Source organism: Citrobacter sp. wls711, from assembly GCF_005281055.1.
Taxonomy (GTDB): Bacteria; Pseudomonadota; Gammaproteobacteria; order Enterobacterales; family Enterobacteriaceae; genus Citrobacter; species Citrobacter gillenii.
The window spans coordinates 13,667-40,099 of the sequence record NZ_SZXC01000050.1; the positions used below are offsets into that span (position 1 = coordinate 13,667).

The 26,433-nt window shown below is 54.1% G+C and carries 26 protein-coding genes; 6 read left to right on the forward strand and 20 right to left on the reverse strand.

Annotated features, from left to right (window positions below):
- Positions 1-10: 10 nt before the first annotated feature.
- From fabD to yceD, 5 genes are all read right to left on the reverse strand, one after another.
- Positions 11-940 (reverse strand): ACP S-malonyltransferase, encoded by a 930-nt coding sequence (fabD, locus tag FDW98_RS15115; protein WP_096757546.1) that lies wholly within the window; start codon positions 938-940, stop codon positions 11-13.
- Between the two features lie 15 nt (positions 941-955).
- A complete protein-coding gene (gene fabH, locus FDW98_RS15120; RefSeq protein ID WP_096757547.1) occupies positions 956-1,909 on the reverse strand; it encodes a beta-ketoacyl-ACP synthase III in 954 nt (317 codons plus the stop codon).
- A 77-nt stretch (positions 1,910-1,986) separates the two neighbouring features.
- Entirely contained in the window at positions 1,987-3,066 is a 1,080-nt protein-coding gene (plsX, locus tag FDW98_RS15125) for a phosphate acyltransferase PlsX (RefSeq protein ID WP_096759432.1), read from the reverse strand.
- Positions 3,067-3,188: 122 nt separating this feature from the next.
- Complete coding sequence (gene rpmF, locus FDW98_RS15130) at positions 3,189-3,362, reverse strand: 50S ribosomal protein L32 (RefSeq protein ID WP_003036242.1); 174 nt, start codon at positions 3,360-3,362, stop codon at positions 3,189-3,191.
- Positions 3,363-3,378: 16 nt separating this feature from the next.
- Positions 3,379-3,900 carry a 23S rRNA accumulation protein YceD gene (yceD, locus tag FDW98_RS15135; protein WP_096757548.1) on the reverse strand — a complete coding sequence of 174 codons (522 nt, stop codon included), beginning with the start codon at positions 3,898-3,900 and terminating at the stop codon, positions 3,379-3,381.
- 197 nt (positions 3,901-4,097) lie between these two features.
- Here yceD and FDW98_RS15140 point away from each other — a divergent pair, with 197 nt between their 5' ends.
- Positions 4,098-4,682: a nucleoside triphosphate pyrophosphatase gene (locus FDW98_RS15140; RefSeq protein WP_096757549.1), complete on the forward strand. Its 585-nt coding sequence runs from the start codon at positions 4,098-4,100 to the stop codon at positions 4,680-4,682.
- Between the two features lie 82 nt (positions 4,683-4,764).
- On the opposite strand, the gene rluC is transcribed toward FDW98_RS15140, so the two are convergent.
- Complete coding sequence (rluC, locus tag FDW98_RS15145) at positions 4,765-5,718, reverse strand: 23S rRNA pseudouridine(955/2504/2580) synthase RluC (RefSeq protein WP_167456044.1); 954 nt, start codon at positions 5,716-5,718, stop codon at positions 4,765-4,767.
- A gap of 699 nt (positions 5,719-6,417) precedes the next feature.
- Between rluC and rne the strand changes: the two genes are divergently transcribed.
- Positions 6,418-9,705, forward strand: coding sequence for a ribonuclease E (rne, locus tag FDW98_RS15150; protein WP_096757551.1), 3,288 nt, complete (start codon positions 6,418-6,420; stop codon positions 9,703-9,705).
- A 40-nt stretch (positions 9,706-9,745) separates the two neighbouring features.
- Here the strand turns inward: rne and FDW98_RS15155 are convergent, their stop codons facing one another.
- Positions 9,746-10,771, reverse strand: a complete 1,026-nt coding sequence (locus FDW98_RS15155) for a LysR family transcriptional regulator (protein WP_096757552.1) — start codon at positions 10,769-10,771, stop codon at positions 9,746-9,748.
- A 21-nt stretch (positions 10,772-10,792) separates the two neighbouring features.
- Between FDW98_RS15155 and FDW98_RS15160 the strand changes: the two genes are divergently transcribed.
- Positions 10,793-11,992, forward strand: coding sequence for an MFS transporter (locus tag FDW98_RS15160; RefSeq protein ID WP_096757553.1), 1,200 nt, complete (start codon positions 10,793-10,795; stop codon positions 11,990-11,992).
- A gap of 78 nt (positions 11,993-12,070) precedes the next feature.
- Here FDW98_RS15160 and flgL read toward each other — a convergent pair whose 3' ends face one another.
- The 11 genes from flgL to flgB form a co-directional block, all read right to left on the reverse strand.
- Entirely contained in the window at positions 12,071-13,024 is a 954-nt protein-coding gene (flgL, locus tag FDW98_RS15165; RefSeq protein WP_096757554.1) for a flagellar hook-associated protein FlgL, read from the reverse strand.
- A gap of 14 nt (positions 13,025-13,038) precedes the next feature.
- Positions 13,039-14,709 (reverse strand): flagellar hook-associated protein FlgK, encoded by a 1,671-nt coding sequence (gene flgK / locus FDW98_RS15170; protein ID WP_096757555.1) that lies wholly within the window; start codon positions 14,707-14,709, stop codon positions 13,039-13,041.
- Positions 14,710-14,773: 64 nt separating this feature from the next.
- The gene (gene flgJ, locus FDW98_RS15175; RefSeq protein ID WP_096757556.1) at positions 14,774-15,724 is read right to left on the reverse strand and encodes a flagellar assembly peptidoglycan hydrolase FlgJ; all 951 of its coding nucleotides are present in this window, start codon (positions 15,722-15,724) and stop codon (positions 14,774-14,776) included.
- Complete coding sequence (locus FDW98_RS15180; protein ID WP_096757557.1) at positions 15,724-16,821, reverse strand: flagellar basal body P-ring protein FlgI; 1,098 nt, start codon at positions 16,819-16,821, stop codon at positions 15,724-15,726. The genes flgJ and FDW98_RS15180 overlap by 1 nt, the downstream gene beginning before the upstream one ends.
- Before the next feature lie 12 nt (positions 16,822-16,833).
- Positions 16,834-17,532: a flagellar basal body L-ring protein FlgH gene (locus FDW98_RS15185; RefSeq protein WP_096757558.1), complete on the reverse strand. Its 699-nt coding sequence runs from the start codon at positions 17,530-17,532 to the stop codon at positions 16,834-16,836.
- Positions 17,533-17,589: 57 nt separating this feature from the next.
- Positions 17,590-18,372 carry a flagellar basal-body rod protein FlgG gene (gene flgG, locus FDW98_RS15190; protein WP_045441663.1) on the reverse strand — a complete coding sequence of 261 codons (783 nt, stop codon included), beginning with the start codon at positions 18,370-18,372 and terminating at the stop codon, positions 17,590-17,592.
- 13 nt (positions 18,373-18,385) lie between these two features.
- Positions 18,386-19,141, reverse strand: a complete 756-nt coding sequence (locus tag FDW98_RS15195; RefSeq protein WP_096757559.1) for a flagellar basal body rod protein FlgF — start codon at positions 19,139-19,141, stop codon at positions 18,386-18,388.
- Between the two features lie 20 nt (positions 19,142-19,161).
- Positions 19,162-20,376: a flagellar hook protein FlgE gene (gene flgE, locus FDW98_RS15200; RefSeq protein ID WP_096757560.1), complete on the reverse strand. Its 1,215-nt coding sequence runs from the start codon at positions 20,374-20,376 to the stop codon at positions 19,162-19,164.
- 26 nt (positions 20,377-20,402) lie between these two features.
- Positions 20,403-21,101, reverse strand: coding sequence for a flagellar hook assembly protein FlgD (gene flgD / locus FDW98_RS15205; protein WP_096757561.1), 699 nt, complete (start codon positions 21,099-21,101; stop codon positions 20,403-20,405).
- Between the two features lie 11 nt (positions 21,102-21,112).
- Positions 21,113-21,517 (reverse strand): flagellar basal body rod protein FlgC, encoded by a 405-nt coding sequence (gene flgC, locus FDW98_RS15210; protein WP_096757562.1) that lies wholly within the window; start codon positions 21,515-21,517, stop codon positions 21,113-21,115.
- Positions 21,518-21,520: 3 nt separating this feature from the next.
- Positions 21,521-21,937 carry a flagellar basal body rod protein FlgB gene (gene flgB / locus FDW98_RS15215; protein ID WP_096757563.1) on the reverse strand — a complete coding sequence of 139 codons (417 nt, stop codon included), beginning with the start codon at positions 21,935-21,937 and terminating at the stop codon, positions 21,521-21,523.
- A gap of 157 nt (positions 21,938-22,094) precedes the next feature.
- Here flgB and flgA point away from each other — a divergent pair, with 157 nt between their 5' ends.
- The 3 genes from flgA (at position 22,095) to flgN (ending at position 23,567) form a co-directional block, all read left to right on the forward strand.
- Positions 22,095-22,754: a flagellar basal body P-ring formation chaperone FlgA gene (flgA, locus tag FDW98_RS15220; protein ID WP_096759433.1), complete on the forward strand. Its 660-nt coding sequence runs from the start codon at positions 22,095-22,097 to the stop codon at positions 22,752-22,754.
- 93 nt (positions 22,755-22,847) lie between these two features.
- Entirely contained in the window at positions 22,848-23,141 is a 294-nt protein-coding gene (flgM, locus tag FDW98_RS15225) for a flagellar biosynthesis anti-sigma factor FlgM (RefSeq protein WP_096757564.1), read from the forward strand.
- A 3-nt stretch (positions 23,142-23,144) separates the two neighbouring features.
- Complete coding sequence (flgN, locus tag FDW98_RS15230) at positions 23,145-23,567, forward strand: flagella biosynthesis chaperone FlgN (protein ID WP_096757565.1); 423 nt, start codon at positions 23,145-23,147, stop codon at positions 23,565-23,567.
- Positions 23,568-23,650: 83 nt separating this feature from the next.
- Here flgN and murJ read toward each other — a convergent pair whose 3' ends face one another.
- Together murJ and FDW98_RS15240 are read right to left on the reverse strand one after the other, a co-directional pair.
- Positions 23,651-25,186 carry a murein biosynthesis integral membrane protein MurJ gene (murJ, locus tag FDW98_RS15235; protein WP_096757566.1) on the reverse strand — a complete coding sequence of 512 codons (1,536 nt, stop codon included), beginning with the start codon at positions 25,184-25,186 and terminating at the stop codon, positions 23,651-23,653.
- 323 nt (positions 25,187-25,509) lie between these two features.
- Positions 25,510-26,433, reverse strand: coding sequence for a Gfo/Idh/MocA family protein (locus tag FDW98_RS15240; RefSeq protein ID WP_096757567.1), 924 nt, complete (start codon positions 26,431-26,433; stop codon positions 25,510-25,512).

Genomic DNA, 26,433 nt, shown 5'->3' on the forward strand with positions numbered 1-26,433 from the left:
TTTTCCTCTTTTATTGCGCAAGCGCCGCAGTCAGCGCCGCCGGCTCATTCAATGCCGAAGCAGTCAGGGTATCAACAATACGTTTTGTCAGACCCGTGAGGACTTTACCCGGCCCCACTTCATACAGATGCTCTACGCCCTGGGATGCCATAAACTCGACGGTTTTGGTCCACTGAACCGGGCTGTACAGTTGGCGAACCAGCGCATCGCGGATCGCGTCTGCGTGGGTTTCGCACTTCACATCGACATTGTTCACAACCGGAACGGTCGGTGCGTTAAAAGTGATCTTCTGCAGTTCAACGGCCAGTTTTTCTGCTGCTGGTTTCATCAACGCGCAGTGAGACGGCACGCTAACCGGCAGCGGCAGAGCACGTTTCGCACCTGCGGCTTTACATGCTGCGCCTGCGCGCTCTACGGCTTCTTTATGCCCGGCAATCACCACCTGGCCCGGTGAGTTAAAGTTAACCGGTGATACAACCTGACCTTCTGCTGACTCTTCACAGGCTTTCGCGATGGACGCATCGTCCAGGCCGATGATAGCAGACATGCCGCCCGTACCTTCCGGCACCGCTTCCTGCATGAATTTGCCACGCAGTTCAACCAGGCGTACGGCATCAGCAAAGTTGATGACACCCGCGCATACCAACGCAGAGTATTCACCCAAGCTATGCCCGGCCATCAGCGCAGGCGTTGCGCCACCCTGCTGCTGCCACACGCGGTACAATGCAACAGAGGCCGTTAACAGCGCTGGCTGCGTTTGCCAGGTTTTATTCAGTTCTTCTGCTGGTCCCTGCTGGGTAAGTGCCCACAGATCATAGCCCAGCGCAGCTGAAGCTTCAGCAAAAGTTTCTTCAACAATGGGGTAGGCTGCAGCCATTTCAGACAACATCCCAACGGTTTGAGATCCCTGACCCGGGAACACAAATGCAAATTGCGTCATGTTAAAATCCTTATACTAGAAACGAACCAGCGCCGAGCCCCAGGTGAATCCACCCCCGAAGGCCTCAAGCAATATCAGCTGACCGGCTTTAATTCGCCCGTCGCGGACGGCTTCGTCCAACGCACATGGAACGGAAGCGGCTGACGTATTGCCATGTCTGTCCAGCGTTACCACGACATTATCCATCGACATGCCCAGCTTTTTCGCCGTCGCGCTGATAATGCGCAAGTTTGCCTGGTGCGGTACTAACCAGTCCAGGGCAGAACGGTCGAGATTATTCGCTGCCAGCGTTTCATCAACGATGTGTGCAAGCTCGGTAACCGCCACTTTAAAGACTTCGTTACCCGCCATGGTCAGATGAATCGGGTTCTCCGGATTCACACGATCGGCATTCGGCAGTGTCAACAGTTCGCCATAGCGACCATCAGCATGCAAATGAGTGGAGAGAATGCCTGGCTCTTCTGAGGCACTCAGTACCACCGCGCCGGCACCATCACCAAAAATAATGATCGTCCCGCGATCGGTCGGATCACAAGTACGCGCCAGCACATCAGACCCGATCACCAGCGCGTGCTTCACTGCGCCAGACTTAACGTACAGGTCAGCCACGCTCAGGGCATAAGTAAAACCGGCGCAGGCAGCCGCGACGTCAAACGCCGGGCAGCCTTTAATTTCCAGCATACTTTGGATCTGGCACGCCGCACTCGGAAAAGCGTGCGTTGATGATGTGGTCGCAACCACAATCAGACCAATTTGATCTTTATCGATGCCAGCCATTTCAAGTGCGCGGTTTGCGGCGGCAAAGCCCATCGTCGCAACGGTTTCATTGGGCGCGGCAATATGGCGTTCACGGATACCTGTACGAGTGACAATCCACTCATCAGATGTCTCGACCATTTTTTCCAAATCGGCGTTAGTACGCACTTGTTCAGGCAGATAGCTGCCAGTACCAATAATCTTCGTATACATGTACGCTCAGTCACTTTTTGGTTATATACCGCTACGAACAAATCACGGGTAGGTAGGCTACGCTCTCGACCGCACTATCATCTGCGCGCCCGCGAGCGTGTCGTTTCGCCACCATCCAGCAGTTCGAATCCAGCTGGGTATACAGATTCCAGGCGAGCGGCAATTCGCTGAGGAACTTGTCGCTGCACCGCCTGCACTGCCTGTTCAATCGCGACTTCAAATGCTCGCTGATTGGCCGCACCATGACTTTTTATCACTGTGCCGCGCAATCCTAACAGACAGGCGCCATTATACTGGTCGGGGTTGAGGTGACTGAATCGCCTCGTTAGGCTTTTTTGTAACCAACGTTTTAATAACAGCAGCCACCACGACCGTTTTTTGCCCTCACCCTGAGATTTCAGCAGTGAAAGGAACATTCTTACAACACCTTCCATCGTCTTTAATGTGACATTGCCTGTAAAGCCGTCACAAACCAACACATCGGTTTTGCCAGTCAACAACTCATTGGCTTCAAGATAGCCGATATAGTTAATGGAAGGGATTGTTTTTAGCACAGCAGAAGCATCCCGAATACTGTCGAGACCCTTAGTTTCTTCTTCACCGATATTAAGCAATGCAACGCGAGGGCTGGCAATCCCAACCACCTCTTCTGCCAGCACGGAACCCATGACGGCAAATTGCACCAACATCGTGCTGTCGCAATCAACGTTAGCGCCCAGATCCAGCACTACCGTTTTGCCCTTCTGCTGATGCGGCAACACCGTCACCAACGCAGGCCGCTCAATCCCTTCAAGGGGTTTGAGTAATAACTTCGCCAGTCCCATTAGCGCGCCCGTATTACCGGCGCTCACACAGGCTTCTGCACGACCTTCTTTCACGAGCTCCAGGGCAACACGCATAGAGCTACCACGACTGGCGCGAATAGCCTGCGAGGGCCGGGCATCACTGGCAATAACTGACTGAGCAGGGATAATCTGCAGACGTGAACGTTGTTCGAAGTCAGCTTTGGCAAGTAATGGCGTGATTGTATCGGGATCCCCGACTAAAAGAAGTGTGAGTTGCGAATTAGAATTCAGTGCCTGCAGTGCTGCAGGCACTGTCACGGTAGGGCCAAAATCGCCCCCCATGACATCTAACGCCAGGGTTAGACGTGTCAAGGTATCGTCGCTGCTCGGCCAGGTGTTTCCCCAGTTACCCGGGGAAAGCCTCACTAAGCTTCATCACGCTGGTTCTCTTTGTCTTTCTCACCGAGGTGGGAAATTCATTGAGCCATGCGTGATTACTTAGCGATTACCTTACGGCCGCGGTAGAAACCATCGGCAGTGATGTGGTGACGCAGGTGTTGTTCACCAGAAGTTTTGTCTACAGACAGGCTGGTGACTGCGGTCAGAGCGTCATGAGAACGACGCATGCCACGTTTGGAACGGGTTGGTTTATTCTGTTGTACGGCCATGGACCTTACTCCTCAATTACTTACGCTTTAAGCTGGCTAATACGGCAAATGGATTTGGTTTTTGCGCTTCATCAGGCAATTCACCAAAGACCATGTCCGCCTCGGACACTTCACAGTGTTCAGAATCATGCACCGGAACTACCGGCAAGGAGAGGATAATCTCATCTTCAACCATTGCAAGTAGATCGATTTCACCGAATTCGTTAACCTCAATCGGTTCATACGCTTCCGGCAGTGCTTCAGCCTGCTCGTCAGAACGGACAGGACTAAAACAATATGTTGTGTGGACATGGAGTGGGAACGGTTTCCCGCAACGCTGGCATGCGAGCGTAACCGAGGCCTTCGCATCACCGGTAATAACGGCAAGACGTTGGTTATCGATCGCGAACGACATGGAGCATTCCACATCACTGTCCACACTGACTACAAAATCGGTGACGCGCTCTAACAGATCAGAAGTATAGATACCTTCATAATCGAGGCGTTTTTGAGCCGTACGAACCGGATCAAGAGTCAGGGGTAATTTTACCTTTTGCATAGGGCGCGCATATTAACTTTGTAACGTCATAGAGTCAAAGAAAAAGGCAGCCTGAGGTTGCCTTTTGCCAATAATTCGCACACATTGCGGGTCATCGACTTAAAATCACTCAAGTCTGGCCATAGCAGCCAACTTGAAGGTCGAGAGCCCTAGTTTAAAATGGCTCTCATCATTACGCTATATGCGAGGGAAAAAATATGCCTCAACTCATTCTTGCGTCTACCTCTCCCTGGCGTCGCGCCTTGCTTGAAAAACTGGCCATCCCGTTCGAATGTGCAGCACCTGAGGTTGATGAGACACCGCAGCCTGGCGAAACACCTCGGCATTTGGTATTACGTCTGGCCCAGGAAAAAGCGCAATCTCTTGCCCACCGCTACACATCACACCTCATTATTGGATCCGATCAAATCTGTGTACTTGATGGAGAAATAACCGGAAAACCGTTAACAGAAGAAAAGGCCAGACAACAATTAACCAAAGCCAGCGGCAATATTGTGACGTTTTACACCGGACTGGCGCTGTATAATTCTGCAAACGGACATTTACAAACCGAAGTCGAACCGTTCGATGTTCATTTCCGTCATTTAAGCGAGACGGAAATTGACGATTACGTACGCAAAGAACGTCCGTTACATTGTGCCGGCAGTTTTAAAAGCGAAGGATTAGGTATTGCGCTCTTTGAGCGTCTGGAGGGCCGCGATCCTAATACGTTGGTTGGCCTGCCGCTGATTGCGTTGTGTCAGATGCTACGCCGGGAAGAGATGAATCCGCTGAAAGCCTGATTAATCTTCCTGATGGCGACGCGGTACGTCTTATCAGGCCTACGGCGCATAACGCAATGGTAGGCCTGATAAGCAACGCGCATCAGGCTTTGCTGCGTAATACCTCAAGGCAGCGTTTCAGCTGATTGTCCATCGGGGCTTCAACACGCATGACCTCACCGGTCCCCGGATGGGTAAATTTCAATGCTGCGGCGTGCAGAAACAGTCGGTTCAGCCCCGTACCGGCCAACTGCTTGTCGAACTCACGGTCGCCATAGCGATCGTCAAAAGCAATAGGATGTCCAGCATACTGGGTATGAACGCGAATCTGGTGAGTCCGCCCGGTTACCGGACTACAGCGCACAAGCGTGGAAAACGCATAGCGCTCTTCCACTTTAAATCGCGTCTCCGACGGTTTACCTTCCTGATTTACCCGCACGATTCGCTCACCGCTTTGCAGAATATTCTTTAACAGCGGCGCCTGTACGGTTTTGACATGCGACTGCCACTGACCTCTTACCAGCGCCAGGTAATCTTTTTGCATTCCCTTTTCGCGCAACTGTTCATGCAGCGAACGCAGTGCGGAACGTTTTTTGGCAACCAACAGCACGCCAGACGTGTCACGGTCGAGGCGATGCACCAATTCAAGGAAACGCGCCTCCGGGCGTAACGCTCGCAGACCTTCAATTACCCCAAAGCTTAATCCGCTGCCGCCATGCACGGCCGTGCCTGATGGTTTGTTGAGCACCAGAATATGGTCATCTTCATACAGAATAACATCGGCCAGCGCGGCGACCTTCTGCAGATGCGGTGAAATAGCTTCTTCTTCGCGCTCAGCGACACGCACTGGCGGAATACGCACAATATCTCCGTCCTCGAGCTTGTACTCGGGTTTGATGCGTTTTTTATTCACCCGCACTTCGCCCTTACGCAAAATGCGATAAATCATACTTTTTGGCACGCCTTTAAGCTGGGTGCGCAGAAAGTTGTCGATGCGTTGCCCTGCTTCGTCGGCAGTAATGGCAACAATTTTTACGGCTGGAGTCTCTGTTTTCATGGGTGCCGATTTTAAATAGCCATCAAGATTCGCGCCACACATTTTTCTATGCTTATATTAACTGCTATACCCTATTACACAGGTTTGACAGTTTCGATTTGGTGGTTATTAAACCAATCACTGTACGGAAGTGTAAAAACTGTGAGTAACCGGGTGGTAAATGGCAAAAGTCATCTTGCTATAACAAGGTTAGCAGTGGAATAATGAGGTCGTCTCCGTGTTGAATCTTGTTAAAACAAGAACTTTTCCGGAATGACCCAATTTTGCCCGACCGATCATCAACGCAGCAATGGCGTAAGACGTATTGATCTTTCAGGCAGTTAGCGGGCTGCGGGTTGCAGTCCTTACCGGTAAGTGCTCTATGAATTTCGCGTTGTAGGAAGACGGCAAGTCTGGGAACCCCCAAGAATTTACTCCGGTGAGTGACTGGGGTGAGTAGATGAAGCCAACGCACCGATAGCGTGAAAGACGACGAGCATAATGGAAGCGTTTCTGGAGAGTAACACCCAGACTGTTCCCCTGATAATTGCGCTGTGTTTCCGTATGAAATACAGGCAACCGACACTCTGCGCCTCTTTGAGCTGACGATAACCGTGAGGTTGGCGACGCGAATAGACACGAGGCCATCGGTTCACACCCGGAAAGGCATTACTCTGCCCGCAGCTTAGTCGTCAATGTAAGAATAATGAGTAAGTTACGATGAAAAGAATGTTAATTAACGCGACTCAGCAGGAAGAGTTGCGTGTCGCCCTTGTAGATGGGCAGCGTCTGTACGATCTGGATATCGAAAGTCCTGGACACGAGCAGAAAAAAGCCAACATCTATAAAGGTAAAATTACCCGTATTGAACCGAGTCTGGAAGCCGCTTTTGTTGATTATGGCGCTGAACGTCACGGTTTCCTCCCGTTAAAAGAAATTGCCCGCGAATACTTCCCCGCTAACTACAACTCCCATGGCCGTCCCAACATTAAAGATGTGTTGCGCGAAGGTCAGGAAGTGATTGTTCAGATTGATAAAGAAGAACGCGGCAACAAAGGTGCTGCACTGACCACCTTTATCAGCCTGGCGGGTAGTTATTTGGTTCTGATGCCTAACAACCCGCGTGCGGGTGGTATCTCTCGTCGCATCGAAGGCGATGACCGGACAGAACTCAAAGAAGCGCTGGCAAGCCTGGAACTGCCTGATGGCATGGGGCTCATCGTACGCACTGCGGGTGTTGGTAAATCCGCAGAAGCGCTGCAGTGGGACCTGAGTTTCCGTCTGAAGCACTGGGAAGCGATTAAAAAGGCCGCTGACAGCCGCCCTGCTCCGTTCCTGATCCATCAGGAAAGTAATGTCATCGTTCGCGCATTCCGCGACTATTTACGTCAGGATATCGGCGAAATCCTCATTGATAACCCAAAAGTCATGGAGATGGCGCGTCAGCACATCGCCGCGTTGGGTCGTCCGGATTTCAGCAGCAAAATTAAGCTCTACACCGGTGAAATCCCGCTGTTCAGCCACTATCAAATCGAGTCTCAGATTGAGTCTGCGTTCCAGCGTGAAGTACGTCTGCCTTCTGGGGGTTCTATCGTTATCGATAGCACCGAAGCACTGACCGCAATTGATATCAACTCCGCACGTGCCACGCGCGGCGGCGATATCGAAGAGACCGCATTTAATACCAACCTTGAAGCGGCCGATGAAATCGCTCGCCAGCTGCGTCTTCGTGACCTCGGCGGCCTGATTGTTATCGACTTCATCGACATGACGCCGGTTCGTCACCAACGTGCCGTTGAGAACCGTCTGCGTGAAGCCGTTCGTCAGGACCGTGCGCGTATCCAGATTAGCCATATTTCTCGCTTCGGCTTGCTGGAGATGTCCCGTCAGCGTCTGAGCCCGTCATTAGGCGAATCCAGCCATCACGTCTGCCCGCGTTGCTCCGGCACAGGTACCGTGCGTGATAACGAATCGCTGTCGCTGTCTATTCTGCGCCTGATTGAAGAAGAAGCGCTGAAGGAAAACACCCAGGAAGTCCATGCGATTGTCCCGGTGCCGATTGCGTCTTATCTGCTTAACGAAAAACGTACTGCGGTCAATGCCATTGAAACCCGACAGAACGGCGTACGCTGTGTGATCGTGCCCAACGATCAAATGGAAACACCGCACTACTCTGTTCTGCGTGTTCGCAAAGGTGAAGAGACATCGACCCTGAGCTATCTGCTGCCGAAACTGCACGAAGAAGAGATGGCGTTACCGACGGAAGAAGAGTACGTCGAACGTAAACAGCCTGAACAGCCTGCGCTGGCGACCTTCGCCATGCCAGACGTACCGCCAGAACCTGCTCTGCAGGAGCCTGCCGTTACAGCCGTTGCTGCCGCACCAAAAGCAGCCGCAGTCGCAGCAGGATCCGAACAGCCTGGTTTGTTTGGTCGTTTCCTCGGCGCACTGAAGTCCATCTTTGGTGGCAATGAAGAAGCCAAGCCTGTTGAGCAGCCAGCACCGAAAGCGGAAGAGAAATCTGAACGCCAGCAGGATCGTCGTAAGCCTCGTCAGAACAATCGCCGTGACCGCAACGATCGTAACGATCGTCGTGATAATCGCGATAACCGTGGCGAACGTGATAACCGCGATCGTGATAACCGTAATGAACGTTCTGATAGCAGCGAAAACCGCGATGAAAATCGCCGCAACCGTCGCCAGCCGCAGAATGCCGAAGCGCGCGATACCCGCCAGCAATCCACCGATGTTGCTGATAAAGCGAAGTCAGGTGACGAGCAGCAGGCTCCACGTCGTGAACGCAACCGCCGTCGTAACGACGACAAGCGTCAGGCACCGCAGGAAGTTAAAGAACTGAACCTGGTTGAACAACCGGCACAGGATACGGATCAGGAAGAGCGCGTTCGCCAGCCTCAGACTCGCCGTAAACAGCGTCAGTTGAACCAGAAGGTTCGTTACACCGATAGCGCAACCGTCGAAACCGAAGCCGTAACCGCTGCAGTGGTTACCGAAACGGTTGTGGCTGAGCCTGTGGTACAGGCCGCTGTTGCCCAGCGAACTGAACTGGCTAAAGTCGACCTGCCTGCCGTTGTCACTACCGAGCATGAAGATAACAACGATGCACGTGATAGCAACGATGCACGTGATAGCAACGGTATGCCGCGTCGTTCTCGCCGCTCGCCTCGCCATCTGCGCGTAAGCGGACAGCGTCGTCGTCGCTATCGTGACGAACGTTACCCGACACAGTCGCCAATGCCGATTACTGTCGCCTGTGCATCTCCAGAATTAGCCTCTGGTAAAGTCTGGATCCGCTACCCTGTTGCCCGTGCACAGGAACTGCAGGTTGAAGAGCAGCATCAGCAGGAAGTGGCCCAGGTGCAGCCGGTTATCGCCGAGCAGCAAACCATTGCAGCGGTCGTTGCACCAGCAGTGGAAACCGTAGCGGCATCTGTCGCGGTCACAGAAGCGCCGGTAGTCACCGAAACCGTCGTTGTCGAACCTCAGGTTGTGGCGGTTGAAACCACACATCCGGAGGTTATCGAGACGGCTGTTGAGGAACAACCGCAGTTCATCGTTGACGCTGACGTCCCGGTTGCAGAAGAGGTTGTTGCTGAAGCGGAGCCCGTAGCAAACGTGGTAGAAGCACCGATTACCGAAGAACCTGTCCAGGTTGACGTCGCTGTCGCCCAGCCAGACGTTGCTGAACCGGTTATCGAGGCCGCGCCAATTGCCCCGGTTACGCAGGAAGAAGTCGCACCGGTTGCACCAGTCGTTGTCGCTGAAGCTGTGGTAGAACCTGCGTCTGTTGCCGCTGTACCCGTAACGGTTCACAGCCACGCAACTGCACCGATGACCCGCGCACCTGCGCCGGACTACGTACCAGAAGCGCCGCATCAGAGCGACTGGCAGCGCCCTGCTTTCGACTTCGAAGGCAAAGGTGCCGCAGGCGGTCACAGCGCCACGCATCAGGCTACTGCCCCAGCCACACGCCCGCAGCCTGTTGAGTAAGCCGTAATCAACATCAAAGCCGACCTTCGGGTCGGCTTTTTTATTTCTTATCGATTTGTTTCATTCCCGTCAGCTGCGGCATCACATCCTTCATCAGCGCCAGAAATTTACGCAGTCGGACCGGATAATAACGCGCCCAGGGATACACCAGATGCACCGGCAGCGATGCCGCAGGCCAGTCTGCGAATAGCTCGACTAAACGCCCGTGAACAATATCTTCTTCTACCATCCAGCTTGACACAATGGCTACCCCCAGCCCTGCCAGAGCCGCATTTCTGGCAACATAAATACTGTCTGTGCTTAATCGGGGAGAGATATTTATCGTGATGGGTTCATTTCGCTGTTGATGGCGCAGCGACACACTATGCTGATAAAACGTGTTTACAGCAATCCACGGCAGCGTTGATAACTGTTCGGGATGCGTAGTATCGCCATACTGCGCCAGCAATGCCGGGCTGACCACAATGCTTCGAGGCACTTCGGCCAGCAGAACGGAGACCGTTGCCGGATCAACTTCCGCACCCACTCGGATCGCGCAATCAATATTGTCGCTAAGGAAATCCACCGTTTTGTCATTGAGCATCCACTCCACCGATAACTGCGGATAACGGGCCAGAAATTGCAGCAGCGGTTCAAGCAGTTGTTGCTGACCAAACGCATGAGGCGCTCGTACCCGCAGCGTACCGACGGGTTCATCCTCCGTGATATTCAGCCCATCTTCCAGCGCTAACCAGGCATCGATAATATGCTTAGCATGCTGATATCCCCGTTCTCCGTCATCAGTCAATTTCATCGCGTGGGTGGTGCGTAAAATCAGTTTCACACCCAGCAGTGTTTCCAGGGATTGCAGTCTCCGACTGACGGTCGCCTGGGTGGTCCCCATCTGTTTTGCCGCCGCAGAGAGCGATCCTGCCTCAACGATGCGCACAAACGTCCGCATCAGCTCCACTCTGTCTATACGCTCATTTTTCAAAATAATTACTTTCATCATACGCCAAACGTATAACTGTTTTACCACCACGCCCGCTACCGTGCCAGTGAGGGAAAGATAAAAATAGCCGCACATCCTGTGATTGAGGAATCATTTGTGAACACATCTACCGCACTTTCCCGTTGGGTCATCTTTGTTCTGGCACTTGGCGCCGGTTTCAGCGTGGCGGCTATCTACTATGCCCAGCCTCTTCTGCCACTGATCGGTCAGGACCTGACCCTAAGTCTCACCGGTATGGGGCTGGTGCCGACGCTTACCCAGGCCGGGTACGCGCTGGGGATTTTGTTTCTCTTGCCGCTTGGCGACCGCTATGACCGCCGGACATTAATCTTGCTGAAAAGCATCTCACTTGCCGTGCTGCTTCTGGCCTGCAGCTTTAGCGGGCAACTGCATTCACTGCTGTTGATTAGCTTGCTGGTGGGAATGGCAGCAACCATGGCACAGGACATCGTTCCCGCAGCAGCCATACTCGCCCCTGCGGGGAAACAGGGAAAAACGGTCGGTACGGTGATGACCGGCCTGTTGCTGGGCATTTTGCTCTCCCGCACCGTCAGTGGTCTGGTGGGCGAAGCGTTTGGCTGGCGCGAGATGTATCAACTCGCCGCCATCAGTATTGCCATTATTACGGTGGTGATGTGGAAAATGCTGCCTCACTTTGCGGCCAATTCCACGCTGAGCTATCCGTCGTTAATGCTCTCAATGGCCAAACTCTGGCAACGGTATCCTGTACTGCGCCGGGCGGCGCTGGCACAGGGATTCCTGTCAATTGCCTTCAGTGCCTTCTGGTCAACGCTGGCGGTGATGTTATCCGAGCATTATCACATGGGCAGCGCAGCCGCCGGGGGTTTTGGTATTGCAGGAGCAGCAGGCGCGCTTGCCGCACCGCTAGCCGGACATCTTGCTGACAGAGTTGGCGGCGAAAAGGTCACGCAACTGGGGGCATTATTAGTGACGCTTTCTTTCGCGCTGATGTTCTTACTGCCCGCTCTGCCGGTACAGGGGCAGTGGCTACTGATTGCCCTTTCAGCGGTTGGCTTCGATCTTGGGCTGCAATCCAGCCTGGTGGCCCACCAGAATCTGGTCTATAGCCTGGAGCCTCAGGCGCGGGGCCGCCTGAACGCCCTGCTGTTTACCCTGGTGTTCATCGGTATGGCACTGGGCTCAGTTCTCGGCACCCAAGTTTACGCCCTGGCAAACTGGCAAGGCGTTGTCGGGTTGGCAACCGTCAGTGGCGCGATTGCCCTGATGATAAGACTGACGGGTAATACCGTGGTGAGCCAAACAAAAACGGCCTAAAAAAATGCCCGCGCCGGGGTGTAAGTGGCGCGGGCAGACAAACATATCCAGTTTCATGATATGTTTCAAAAAAAGGCGTTAACGATTTAACTGGAACAACGACATTCCCTGCATATCGGTAAACGCTTTATAGGATGCCTGCAGCGCAGCCTGCTGCATAACATAGGACGAAATCGCTGCGTTCCAGTCGACATCCACCAGGTTACTCATCTGCTGAGTTTGCCCTAACGCACGATCGGCGCCCAGCGAATCCAGCGAGCTCAGTTCACTGAGCTGTGTGCCTAATTCAGCACGGACGGACAGGACGTTATTGAGCGAGTTCTTCAGCCCACGGTTAGTTTTATCAATCGCTTCAGCAGCCTTTGCTTTTGCCACATCATCGCCTTCTATCGGCGTATTTAACGCGGCAATCGCCGTATCCAGCATGACAAATAAATTCGTTTCTGGCTTGCTTCCGTCAGGTTCCGGAACGGCATTACTGGTTACGGAGTTAAAAATTTTGTCCCCGGTGTGGCCAATGACCATCAAACGGGCAGCATCCACCTGTTGAGTGATATTCTCCGTCCCGCCAGAATAGGTACCATCAGTCTGAGCAAACGGCGCCGCTTCCGTTTTGTATCCACCAAAAATATAGCGCCCATTGCCATCAGTACTGTTTGCCAGATTCATTAACTGGTCGCGGATCCCCTGCAAATCTTTGGCCAGGGACGCCCGGTTATCATCACTTAACGTGCCGTTCCCGGCGCTGACGATTTTTTCCTGTGCCGCAGTAATCGCCGTCGTTGCCCGGCCTAAAACGTTTTCTTCCAGTGAAACTTTCTGCGTCGCAAAAGTGCGTGCCAGCGTATACTGGCTATTCTGCGCTTGAGCCTGAGACAGCACCACGGCCTGTGAGGCGGCAATCGGATCGTCAGACGGATTGATGACCCGTTTGCCCGTCGACATTTGCTCGCCGAACTTCATCCATTCAGCCTGAGAGTTAGTGATGCCGCGCATATTCTGCTGGTACATCATCTGGGTACTGATACGCATTATGTCCCTCTCCCTTAGCGAATATTAATCAGTGCATCAAATAGCGTATTCGCGGTTTGCAGCACCTGAGCGTTAGCCAGGTAATATTGCTGATAACGCTGCAAATTGCCGTACTCTTCGTCGAGGTTAACCCCGGAAATAGACTGCTGCTGGTTAGAGATCTGCGTGACCACGTTTTTTTGCGTGGTGCTGCTGGTTTTCAGCGTCGCGGTTTTGTTACCGACATCGCTTACCATCGTGGCATACGCGTCGTTGAAAGTTTTATTCCCGACGGTCGCTTTGGTTTGCAGATCCAGCAGTTTTTGACCGTTACGGTTATCGCTTTTACCCTTGTCTTTATCCGGATCAACGTCGTTCTTAGACACTTCCGCCATGGCGATTTTTGACTCGTCAGTCACCATCACCTTCATATTGACAATGGCATTGCTAACCGGTTTCAGAATAAAACTGTCGTTATCTTTCGCGCCGGTGGGATTATCCGTCACCGTCACTTTCAGACCATCAATGTCCAGTTTACCGTTGGTATCCGGTTTGGCTTCAAACGTTGAATTATCCGCGAGGCGCGTGACTTGCCACTTGCCACCGTTAAACACAACTTTATAGTCAGTCGCCTGCACTTTAGAACTGTCATCAACTTCAGCGGTTAACTCCGCTTTACCGGTGTTTTTAGCATTACTGGTCACCGACGGATCGCCGATGGCGAAGAAATCCTTACCCGCAACGCCATCGGTATCAAAACCGGCTTTATGCTGCGTGTTAAAGGCATCGGCAAATGCCAGAGCCAATTGGCCCAGCGTATTACGTGTCTGGTCCAGTTCCTGAGAGCGGAACGTTAACAACCCACCCAGTGAGCCGGTGTTGAGCAGTTTTTCCGGGATTTCAATATTCCCCGCAACCCCATCGACATAGGCCACGGTGGTGCGGTTTGGATCGGCGCTGGACGGTACAGCAGCAAGCTGGCGGGCGCTGCTGCCCTGCACCAGCGAATAGCCATTCGCCATGGTGATGTTGTAGGTGCCGCCGTCCTGAATGCTAACCTCAACGCCGACAATTTTGTTCAACTCGCTCACCAACTGATCGCGCTGGTCCAGCAGATCGTTCGGCGAAGCCCCCGCGCCGACGCCAGTCAGACGAGAGATTTGGTCATTGAGGCTGGCAATTTGCTTCGAGTAGTTGTTGATCTGGTCAACACTGGCGGAGATCGCGATATTAACCTGCTTATCCTGATCGCGCAGATACTGATCGGTAGTTTTGAACTGGTTGACTAAACCGTCTGCTTTGCCAATCAGCGCCTGACGCGCCGCCGGGTCTTCTGCGTTACTGACCAGCGTTTGTAAGCTGGTGAAAAAGCCTTGCATCGAGGTAGAAATAGAACTGGTCTTGCTGGCAAGCAGGTTATCGATTTTCGACATTTGCTCATAGCGCGTTGTCAGGCCACTGCTTTGGTTCTGCGCGGCGCGTAACTGATTACTGATGAACGAGTCATACTCACGCTGCACGCCAGAAACATAGACGCCATTGCCAACCCAGCCCCCCGCACCCAGCGTGCTGTTCGCTTGCGCCATGATGGTCGTCTGACGGGTATACCCGGCCACGTTATAGCTGGTGATGTTATTACTGGCAGTGTTCAACGCGGCCTGCGCTGCGCTGAGACCACTCATGGCGTTGTTAATCAAGCTGGACATGGAGGTTCCTTGTAATCCTTCAATACTGGTTATTATCGGCAGCGAGTGGGCAGACTTGAGCTATTTAAAACAGATTGTCGAGATTGCTACTGTAGGTTTTGCTCACTTTCTCACTCATCGATTTCAACTGCTGGATCATGGTGGTTAATTTACGCGCATAGTGCGGATCGGTGGCGTAGCCTGCATTCTGCAAGGCCTGTGCACCCTGCTCGGCAGTCGCTGCGCCGGTGACTGCAGCGTAGCGCGGATTACGCGATATCAGCCCGACATAATCCGACAGCGCCTCAAGGTACGAGCTATAGACACGGAATCGGGCTTTCACTTTTTTCGCCTCACCGTTTTCATATTCGGTAGTGGTGATTTCGGTGGTCGGCCCTTTCCAGCTCCCCGAAGCCTTCACGCCGAAAATGTTAAAGCTCGGCTCACCGTTCTCACGGCGGATTTGGCGTTGCCCCCAACCGGATTCCAGCGCCGCCTGCGCCAGGATCAGATGATGAGGTACCCCGCTTTGTTGACTCGCCAGTTTTGCTGGTAGCGATAGCTGAGCAAGGAAGTCTTTACTGTCGCCCGACAGCGGTTCGTCATTCCCTTCCACCGCTTTCGGTAGCGCTTTACGCACCATCTGCGTCAGTGCCTGGTTTTGATAGCTGGTCACCGTTTCCAGTGAAAACTTCATCGGTACCTGCGGCGCATCATCCGCAGGCGTCCCCTGGCCTTCGGTCATCTGCTTAACCATCATTTCAGCCAGCCCCAGACCTTTGCCTGCTGTCATCTGCTGGGCTACTTGCTGGTCATACATGCTGGTGTACAAGCGCGTCGAGTCGCTGCTAAAGACGCCATCTTTTGGCAGCGCTTCACGCATGCTTTTCAGCATCATCTGGACAAACATCCCTTCAACCTGGCGGGCGACCGGACGGATATTTGCCGCCGGATCCTGACCCGCCTTCGCTTTCAGTTCGTTCAGCGATTGCGCATCCCAGGCGGCGCTGGTCAGCAGTTTGCTGTCACCAATCATCAGATAATTTCCAGTTTGGCGCGTAAACAACCCGCACTTTGCATGGATTGCAGAATTGACATCAAATCCATTGGCGTGGCACCGAGCGCATTGAGGGCGCGAACCACATTGTTCAAATTGGCGCTGGAGCGCACGCTCTGCAACGAGCCGCCGCTTTGACGCATATCGATTTGGGTTTGCGGAGTAACCACGGTTTGCCCACCGCCAAACGGCGTATCGGGCTGACTGACGTTGGCCTGGCGATTCACCGTGATAGACAAGTTGCCCTGCGCGACCGCGCAACTGTCCAACGTAACTTCGCGGTTCATCACTACCGATCCCGTACGGGAGTTGATAATCACCTTCGCATCCTGCGGCGTTACGTTCACTTCTATATTCTGGATATCAGCGAGGAAGCGCACCTGTGAGCTATTGCCGCTCGGCACACGCACCTGAATCGTACGCGCATCCAGCGCCGTGGCGCTGCCAAACCCACGCGAACGGTTAATGGTGTCGGTTATCTGCTGTGCCAGGGTGAAGTCTTCATTATTCAGCTGCAGATTGAGGGTGTTTCCGCCACCAAACTGGCTAGGAAGTTCGCGTTCAATAGTGGCCCCGTTGGTGATCCGCCCACCATTGAGTTGGTTCACCTGAACGCTACTGCCGCCCGCCGCAGCACCGGCGCCGCCGACTAAAATATTGCCCTGCGCCAGCGCATAGACCTGGCTATCAACCCCTTTCATCGGGGTCATCAGCAGCGTCCCGCCGCGCAGGCTCTTGGCGTTACCCATTGAAGAGACCACAACGTCAATGGTTTGTCCCTGACGTCCAAACGCAGGAAAGGATGCCGTCACCATCACCGCCGCCACGTTTTTCAACTGCATATTGGTGCCGGTCGGCACGGTGATCCCCAGTTGAGAGAGCATGTTATTGAGCGTTTGGGTGGTGAACGGCGTCTGGGTGGTCTGGTCACCCGTGCCGTCCAGTCCCACCACCAGCCCGTAGCCAATCAGCGAGTTTTCACGCACACCCTGAACGCTGGTCAGATCGCGAATACGATCGGCATGGGCCAACGTGGTTGCCAGCATCAGGACCATTGCAACAAGAGTTTTAAACACAGAAAGCCTCGCTTACATCGGTGACAAATTAAGGAAGAAACGCTGCAACCAGCCCATATTCTGCGCTTCGTTGATATAGCCGTTACCGACATACTCAATACGTGCATCCGCCACCTGGGTTGACGGAACAGAGTTGCTGCCGCTGATGGTGCGCGGGTTAACCACCCCGGAGAAGCGGATAAATTCAGTGCCCTGGTTTATGGCGATCTGCTTTTCACCCACAACGTGTAAATTGCCGTTGACCAGAACCTGATCGACGGTCACGGTCAGCGTACCGCTAAAGGTGTTACGGGCATTGGCGCCACCTTTACCGTTAAAGGAGTTCCCACCGGACGCTTCTACGTCAGCACGCTCGTTGCCAAACAGTCCCTGCAGGTAGCGCGGCACCGTGTCGAAACCAAAGTTTGTTTTGCCATCACGGCTGGCGTTAGCAGAAGAGCTTTTGCTCGCACTGACGTTTTCCTGCAATACGATAGTTAGCGTATCGCCAACATTGCGCGGACGGCGGTCTTCAAATAGCGGCTGGTAGCCATAGTTAACTGGCTGCGCAGACTGAAAAATTGATCCATTCGCCACCGGCGTTGGGCCAGGTATCGGCTGGGCAGAGGTCGCCCCCTGAACCAGCGGCGTGGCCGGGATCCAGGCACATCCTGTCAGTGACACCACCAGCAGGGCCGTAATCGGGTATGGGTGAAGCGCGTTTTTTCGCATTGCCTTCATCTTCTACATCAGTGTGCCGGTGAGGTTTTCACCCCACCGGACAACACGTTAGAGTTGCGTCAGTTTTTGCAGCATCTGATCGGTAGTCGACACCGCTTTGCTGTTGATTTCGTAAGCACGTTGAACCTGGATCATATTCACCAGCTCTTCCGCCACGTTGACGTTAGAGGTTTCAACATAGCCCTGATACAGCAGACCCGCGCCGTTAAGCCCTGGCGTGCTCTCGTTCGGCGCACCTGAAGATTGCGTCTCGGTGTACAGGTTCTCACCAATGCTTTCCAGTCCGGTATCGTTCATAAAGGTGGTCAGGTTGAGCTGGCCTACCTGTACCGGCGCCGCCTGTCCTTGCTGGGTTACGCTGACGATGCCATCACGCCCGATAGTGATGCTGAGCGAGTTCGCTGGAATGGTGATCGCTGGCTGAACCTGAAAACCGCCTGCCGTCACCAGTTGGCCGTTCTGATCCACCTGGAAAGAGCCGTCACGCGTATAAGCAGAGGTACCATCCGGCAACATGACCTGGAAAAAACCCTGGCCTTTAATCGCCACATCTTTGCTGTTATTGGTCTGTGACAGGTTGCCCTGACTGTGTAAACGCTCGGTCGCCACCGGACGCACACCGGTACCGATTTGCAAACCCGAAGGCAGTACGGTCTGTTCAGAAGACTGCGCGCCCGGTTGACGAATCGTCTGGTACAACAGATCTTCAAACACCGCACGCTGACGCTTGAAACCATTGGTGCTGACGTTTGCCAGGTTGTTGGCAATCACATCCATGTTGGTTTGCTGTGCATCCAGGCCGGTTTTGGCGATCCATAATGAACTGATCATAAAATGTCCTGTATTAACTCATCGACAGCAGTTGGTTGGCGCGACCCGCGTTATCATCCACGCTACTGATAATCTTCATCTGCATTTCGAAGCGACGGGCGCTGGCGATCATGTCGCTCATCGCGGCAACCGGTTTGACGTTACTGCCCTCCAGCACGCCCGACATCACGCGGATGCTGGGATCGGCCGGAAGCGTCGGGCCACGGGTCGCCTGTGCTGCCGCGCTCAGGCGGAACATACCGTCATCACCACGCTGCACTTCACTTCCCGTTGCCTTCACCAGCTTCAGACGCCCGACAGGCGCCACGGTATTCGCCGGATCGCCTGGGTTCAGCGCAGAAATCGTCCCGTCAGCAGCAATGGTGATTTCTGAACCTTCCGGTACCGCTATTGGCCCGGCTTCGCCAATCACCGGATGTCCCTGAATGGTCAGTTCACCGGTGGGGCTTACCTGAATTGCGCCATTACGGGTGTACCCTTCACTGCCGTTAGCGGTCTGCACCGCCAGCCAGCCGTCCTGTTGCAGCGCAACGTCCAGCGGGCGGGAGGTGTAGTCCATCTGACCTGGCGTCATATCAGCCCCTGGCGTTGAGGCCACCACCAGCGTACGCGTCGGTAAAGAGAGCCCTTCAACCGGCACCGCACGTAGCGCATTAAGCTGCGCGCGGAAACCCGGCGTTGAGGCGTTTGCCAGGTTGCTGGCCGTCACCGCCTGTTGGTTCAGCGTCTGACTGGCCGCGCCCATGGCGGTATAAATTGCGTGATCCATTAAGCCGTCCCGTCAGGCGCTTAGCGCAGGTTGACCAGCGTGTTGAGGATCTGATCCTGGGTTTTGATGGTCTGCGCGTTCGACTGATAGTTACGCTGGGCGACGATCATGTTCACCAGTTCTTTACTCAAATCCACGTTCGATGCTTCCAGCGCGCCGTTCGTCAGCTTGCCGAAGTTACCGGTACCCGCGGTGCCCAGCAGCGCCACACCGGAGGCCTGAGTTGCCGCCCAGACGTTATCGCCCTGAGAAGCCAGTCCTTCGTTGTTGGCAAAGTTAGCCAGCACGATCTGCCCCAGTACTTGCTTTTGTTCGTTGGAGTAGTTACCGACGACGGTGCCGTCGTTGTTAATCTGGTAGCTCACCAGATCGCCCGGTTTGTAGCCGTCCTGATTCGTCGCAACGATGTTGTTGGCGCCGGTGTTCTGCTGCATAGAGTTCTGGAAACTCATTGCAAAGGTGATTGCTGGTGCGCCATTGAGTGCGCTAGTGGTGATATCAAAGGCGCCCCCCCCGATTAATGCCCCGCTGGTATTAAATTCCAGCGTAGAAGTCGGCGTTGTAGGCACTGCAGCTGCAGGATCGCTGCTATCGATGGTATACACGGCCCATTTGTTATTAGGCTGCTTTACAAAATAGGCGTTAACTTCGTGGGCATTCCCCAGGCTGTCAAAAACGGTGACAGGGCCTTTTTTGTTATAGCTGTCCGCATCTTTCGGATCGAACTTTGTCGTTGTCGGGATTATTTTATCCGATGAGTTCAGGTTGATCTGCATTGATGCTTTGCTGGTTGCCTGTGCCGCCATCAACGTATTCGGAACGGTGATCGGCCCCGGGTTCGCGCCCTGCTGTACTGTCGGCGGTGTGCCGGTGGCCGGATAGCCCGTCAGCTGCAGCCCCTGCATGTTGACGATGTTACGGTTTTGATCGAGCTTGAATTGACCGTTACGGCTGAAGAAAACAGACCCGTTGCTGTCGACCATACGGAAGAAACCGTTCTGGCTAATGGCAACATCCAGCCCACGGCCGGTATTCGTGGTGGTGCCATCGGTAAAGTCCTGGGTAATACCCGCAACTTTAACGCCCAGGCCCACTTTAGAACCGGCAAACATATCCGCAAAGGAAGCGGTACCGGATTTAAACCCGTAGGTCGCGGAGTTGGCGATGTTGTTACCAATGACATCGAGGTTGGTCGCTGCAGCGTTCAGACCGCTGACCGCTTGAGAAAAGGCCATGACTTACTCCTGATAAGTGTGAAGGCTTAGATGATCTGCCGTACTTCGTCGAGGGTGGTGGTTCCATAGGTACCGAGGTCCAGCGTGTTACCGCCATTGCTGCGAATAACCCCCTGCACCAACGCAAACTGAAGCGGCTGTGCCACAAGCTGTGTACCGCCATTACTGGCGGCTATCGCCACGTTGTAGGAACCGCTCGGGGCCGTCGTGCCATCCGTCATGGTGCCGTCCCAGGTGAAGGTGTGAACCCCCGCCTTCAGCTCACCAATATCGATCGTGCGCACGACCTTGCCGTCTTTATCGGTAATGGTGGCAGTGACCTTATCGGCTGGCTGCTGCAGCTCTACGCCAAACGGGGTCGTGGTGGTGGTCGCCCCCTCTTCCGTCCCTTTTCCGGTCAGGATCGTGGTACCTGGAATCATCACGCCATGACCAATCAAGGTACTGGCCTGCAGCGACTGGCTGTTGTCTATCTGTCCAGAAATCGACCCCAGCGTAGTATTCAGCTTTTCAATCCCGCTGACGGTACTGATTTGCGCCAACTGGGTGGTGAGTTCGTTGTTTTGCAGGGGGTTGGTCGGATCCTGGTTTTTCAGCTGCGCGACGAGCAGCGTCAGAAAGCTGCTTTGCAGGTCAGCAGCATTGCTGCCCGTCAGCGAGCTTTTGCTACTGGTGGAATTAACACCCGTGGTGTTCGGGTCATTCGTTTTTACAGCAATTGACATGTGCGCCTCCTTTACTGACCTAGCGTCAGCGTTTTAAGCATCAAACTTTTTACAGTATTGAGCACTTCGACGTTTGCCTGATAGCTGCGTGAGGCTGACATGGTGTTGACCATCTCTCCGACCACATCCACATTGGGCATTTTGACGTAACCGTTCGCGTCCGCCAGCGGGTTACCCGGTTCATAAACCAGCTTGTCCGGCGCCTGGCTCTCAATGACGTCAGCGACTTTTACGCCACCAGTTGCCGCACCCGGCGCGGCGTTAACCTGAAAAACAACCTGCTTCGCGCGATACGGTTGACCGTCAGGTCCGGTTACGCTGTCCGCATTCGCCATGTTGCTGGCCGCCACGTTCAGACGCTGGGACTGCGCGGTCAGCGCCGAGCCTGCGATATCAAAAATATTTAACAACGCCACGAATTAGTTCCCTCCTTGCAGCACGGTCATCATGCCCTTGATTTGTCCACCCAATGCGGTGAGCCCCATCTGATACTTCAGGCTGTTATCGGCAAACTGCGTACGCTCCCGGTCCATATCCACCGTATTGCCATCCAGCGACGGCTGGTCTGGAATACGGTAAAGCAGCTCCGTCGAGGGTGCAGAAAGCGTCTGGGCCGGAATATGTTGTGCAGAGGTCAGCGTCAACGAGACACCGCCGGTTTCTTCCCGTCCACGCACCATGACTTTTTTTAATTCACTGGCGAAATCCAGGTCGCGCGCCTGATACCCCGGCGTGTCGGCGTTGGCAATGTTGGCCGCTAATACTTCCTGGCGTTGGGCGCGCAGATTCAGCGCTTCCTGTTGAAAACGTAAGGCGGCGTCGAGCTTATCGAGCATATCTCCTCCGCAAATGACAAAATTCAGCCGACAGCTTAAATCCCATTACGCGCGCGTTATCGCTGGAATAAGCGCAAAATGCGTCGCTATTTGTTGCGTTGATGGCGGCGTCACACAGGTAAAATCCAGCCACAGCCTGAAAAAGCGAGAGGTATTGATGCAAACGTTCAAACGTGGAATAGCGGTGGTCGCACTGCTGTTCAGCCCCCTGACGCTGGCGCAAGACCTGAATTCGCAGCTTACGGCGTGGTTTTCCGAGCGACTGGCAGGGTTCAGTGACGAGGTGGTCGTTACCCTGCGGACCCCACCCAACCTGCTGCCTGCCTGTGAGCAACCGGCACTCAGCGTGGCCGGTAGCGCGAAGTTATGGGGCAATGTGAATGTGCTGGCGAGATGCGGTAATGAAAAACGTTACCTACAGGTGAACGTGCAGGCCACGGGCGACTACGTGGTTGCCGCTGCCCCTATCGCCCGGGGAAGCGCGCTTAACTCAGCCAGCGTAACGCTAAAACGCGGTCGTCTGGACCAACTGCCGCCGCGTACCGTGCTGGACATTAACCAGGTGCAGGAGGCGGTGAGTCTGCGTGATGTGGTCGCTGGCCAGCCGATCCAGCTCACCATGCTGCGTCAGGCATGGCGGATAAAAGCGGGTCAGCGCGTGTTGGTTATCGCCAATGGAGACGGTTTTCGCGTGAATGCGGAAGGTAAGGCGCTGAATAATGCGGCAGTTGCCCAGAACGCCAGGGTACGGATGCTTTCAGGCCAGGTCGTCAGCGGCGTCGTCGATGCTGATGGGAATATTCTTATTAACCTATAATAGGTTAAAGATTTTTTTGCGGATGCCGATAGATAATCAACCAATGATTAAAGCGGGCCGCTATAGCGTAACCCCTCGATGAGGATAAAAAAAATGAGTATTGATCGTACCTCACCATTGAAGCCAGTTAGCACTGTCCAGCCGCGCGAAGCCAGCGACACGTTGGTCCAAAAAACACGTAAGGAAAAAACGTCCACGACCAACAGCACTAGCGTCATGTTGAGCGACGCGCAGGCAAAGCTGATGCAACCCGGCACCAACGACATCAATATGGAGCGCGTCGAAGCACTGAAAACCGCCATCCGTAACGGTGAGTTGAAAATGGATACCGGAAAAATTGCCGACTCGCTGATCCGCGAGGCGCAGAGCTACTTACAGAGTAAATAAAGTATGACGTGTTTGTCAGAAATACTTGATCAGATGACGACTGTCCTGAATGACCTGAAAACGGTGATGGATGCTGAGCAGCAGCAACTTTCCGCAGGCCACATTCACGGTAGCCAGCTACAGCGTATTACAGAAGAAAAAAGCTCTTTGCTGGCAACCCTGGATTACCTGGAGCAGCAGCGACGTCTTGAGCACGATGCGACGCGCAGCGCTAATGCTGATATTGCCCAACGCTGGCAGACGATTACCACTAAAACGCAGCATTTACGCGATCTCAACCAGCATAATGGTTGGCTGTTGGAAGGACAAATCGAGCGCAATCAACAGGCGCTCGAGGTACTTAAACCGCATCAGGAACCCACGCTGTATGGCGCTAACGGCCAAACATCCTCAGCCCATCGCGGCGGAAAGAAGTTCTCAATTTGACGAATGCCTGACGGCTCGTAGCTTTCAGGCCTGCGTGTTTTGCAGGCCGGATAAGGTGCTCCCCTCATCCGGCAGTATGTTCATTATGCCGTTCGGCGCACAAACTCTTTCACTTTAAAGCCCAGCACGGCCAGCGCGGCAAAGTAAGCAGTAATACCGACCAACACCACCGCCATTAAGCGCAGCAGACGCCACAGCATCGTCCCCTGAGACCACTCCGGCATAATGTACAGCATCCCCACCAGCGCCGCAGACATCACCAGCACAGAGATCACCAGACGCGCCAGGAACCAGGCCCAACCCGGCTGTGGCGTGAATATTTTCTGTTTACGTAACTGCCAGTACAGCAGCGAGGCGTTCAGACAGGCCGCCAGACCGATCGACAGCGACAGCCCGGCATGTTTCAACGGACCGATAAACGCCAGGTTCATCACCTGGGTCATAATCAGCGTCACGATGGCAATTTTCACCGGCGTTTTAATGTCCTGACGGGAGTAAAATCCGGGGGCCAACACTTTCACCACGATCAGGCCAATCAGGCCGACCGAATACGCCACCAGCGCGCGCTGGGTCATGGACGCATCAAAAGCGGTAAACTTACCGTACTGGAACAATGAAACCGTCAGCGGCTTTGCCAGGATCCCCAATGCCACCGCACTGGGCAAGGCGAGCAGGAAGCACAGACGCAGCCCCCAGTCCATCAGGCGACAATATTCATCATGGTTACCGCTGGAAAAACTTTTTGACAGCGAGGGCAGCAGAATAGTGCCCAGCGCGACGCCCAGAACACCTGACGGGAACTCCATCAAACGGTCAGCGTAGTACATCCAGGAAACCGAACCTGAAGCCAGAAATGACGCGAAAATCGTGTTGATAATCAGGGAAATCTGGCTGACGGAAACGCCGAGGATCGCCGGACCCATCTGCTTCACTACGCGCATCGCGCCCGCATCACGAAAATTCACGCGCGGCAGCACCAGCATGCCAATTTTCTTCAAGTGCGGAAGCTGATAAACCAGTTGCAGCACACCACCGACGGTCACGGCCCACGCCAGCGCCAGCACCGGCGGATTAAAATACGGAGCGGCAAACAGCGCAAAACCGATCATGCTGATGTTGAGAAACGTCGGCGCAAACGCCGGAATAGAGAAACGGTTCCAGGTATTCAGAATCGCACCCGCCAACGAGGCCAGCGAAATCAACAGAATATAAGGAAAGGTTATCTGCAACAGCTGGGTAGTCAGCGTAAATTTGTCAGCAGTATCGGCAAAGCCTGGCGCGGTGACCATGATCACCCACGGCGCGGCAAGCATCCCGGCAACCGTCACCACGGCCAACGCCAGCGTCAGCAAGCCAGACACGTAGGAAACAAACACGCGGGTGGCATCTTCGCCCTGCTTACTTTTGTATTCAGCCAGAATAGGGACAAATGCCTGAGAAAACGCGCCTTCAGCAAAAATTCGACGCAGCAGATTAGGAAGTTTGAATGCCACAAAAAAGGCATCGGTCGCCATCCCTGCACCAAAGATTCTGGCGACGATCGCATCACGCGCAAAACCCAGCACGCGTGAGAACATCGTCATTGAGCTGACGGCTGCCAGTGACTTTAATAAATTCATCTATGTTGTATTCCAGACTCTGAGGCAAAACCCCGTATAACCAACATCGCCATCCGGCAATGTCACTGTGCCTGATGGCGACGCCGCAGCGTCTTATCAGGCCTACAAGCCAGCCTATGGTTGAAAAGAGGTGTTATTTTGAGTGGGCATATATACCCGTCATACTTCAAGCTGCATGTGCGTTGGCTACGCTCGCTCACCCGAATCACTTACCAGAGTAAGCTCAACGGGATTCACTCCCTTGCCGCCTGCCTGCAACTCGAATTATTTTGGGTATAGTACCTGGATTACAATGAATTACTACCGCCAGATGTTACAGGGGGTTATTCGTCCATCGCATCCCGCCACAGCTTTTCCACCACGCGCTGCGCCAGAATAGCCTGCTCACCCGCTGTCTCAGGAACTGTCTGATTTTGCACGCATTCAATAAAATGGCGCGCACATCCGGTAAAGCCTCGCTGCTCCAGCGTCGTTTGCCAGCCGGGTATCGGTTGCTGAACGACACCGTGTCCGCGCTCCTCACGCCATTCACGCATATCCGTGACATCAATTAACCCACCGTCGATAACCGCCTGCACGCTCTCGCGCTGACTGCCCGCACGGCGATGCATACTGGTCGTTATCTGCAGCCGGTCGACGCAGAAATGGTGTTCTGCATACAGCATTGCTCCGGACTCATTGGTTAACAGCGTGCCGCTATTTAGCTGTGCCTTTCCCCCTGCCAGCCACAGCGCGGTGTCCACCACATGCAGATAGTCATCCAGCAGCGTAAAACGCAGATCGTGTGGCCCGACGCTATCGCTGCGATGCTTATCCATGCGGATGGAGGCTGGCTGGCTTAACTGCGACTTTAACTCGCGATACAGCGGCGCAAACCGGCGGTTAAATCCGACCATCAACGTCAGTTTTTTTCGCGCCGCCAGCTCCACCAGTTGTTCCGCATCACGCAGGTTTTCCGCCAGCGGTTTATCCACGCAAACGTGGACCCCTGCATGAAGCAATTCGCTGACTACCGCATGGTGCGTCGCAGTACTGGAGTGTACGAAAACCGCATCACAGGTTGCCGCCAGGTTTTGTAATGAATCAACATACGGCATGCGCCAGGCTGCACAAATCCGTTCTGCTTTCTCACGCGAAGGTGACCAGGCCCCCTGTAACGTCCAGTCCGCAGCGGCGCCCAACACGGGTAGCCAGGCCTTTTGCGCGATGCCGCCCAACCCGACGACACCGATACGAAGTTTTTTCAC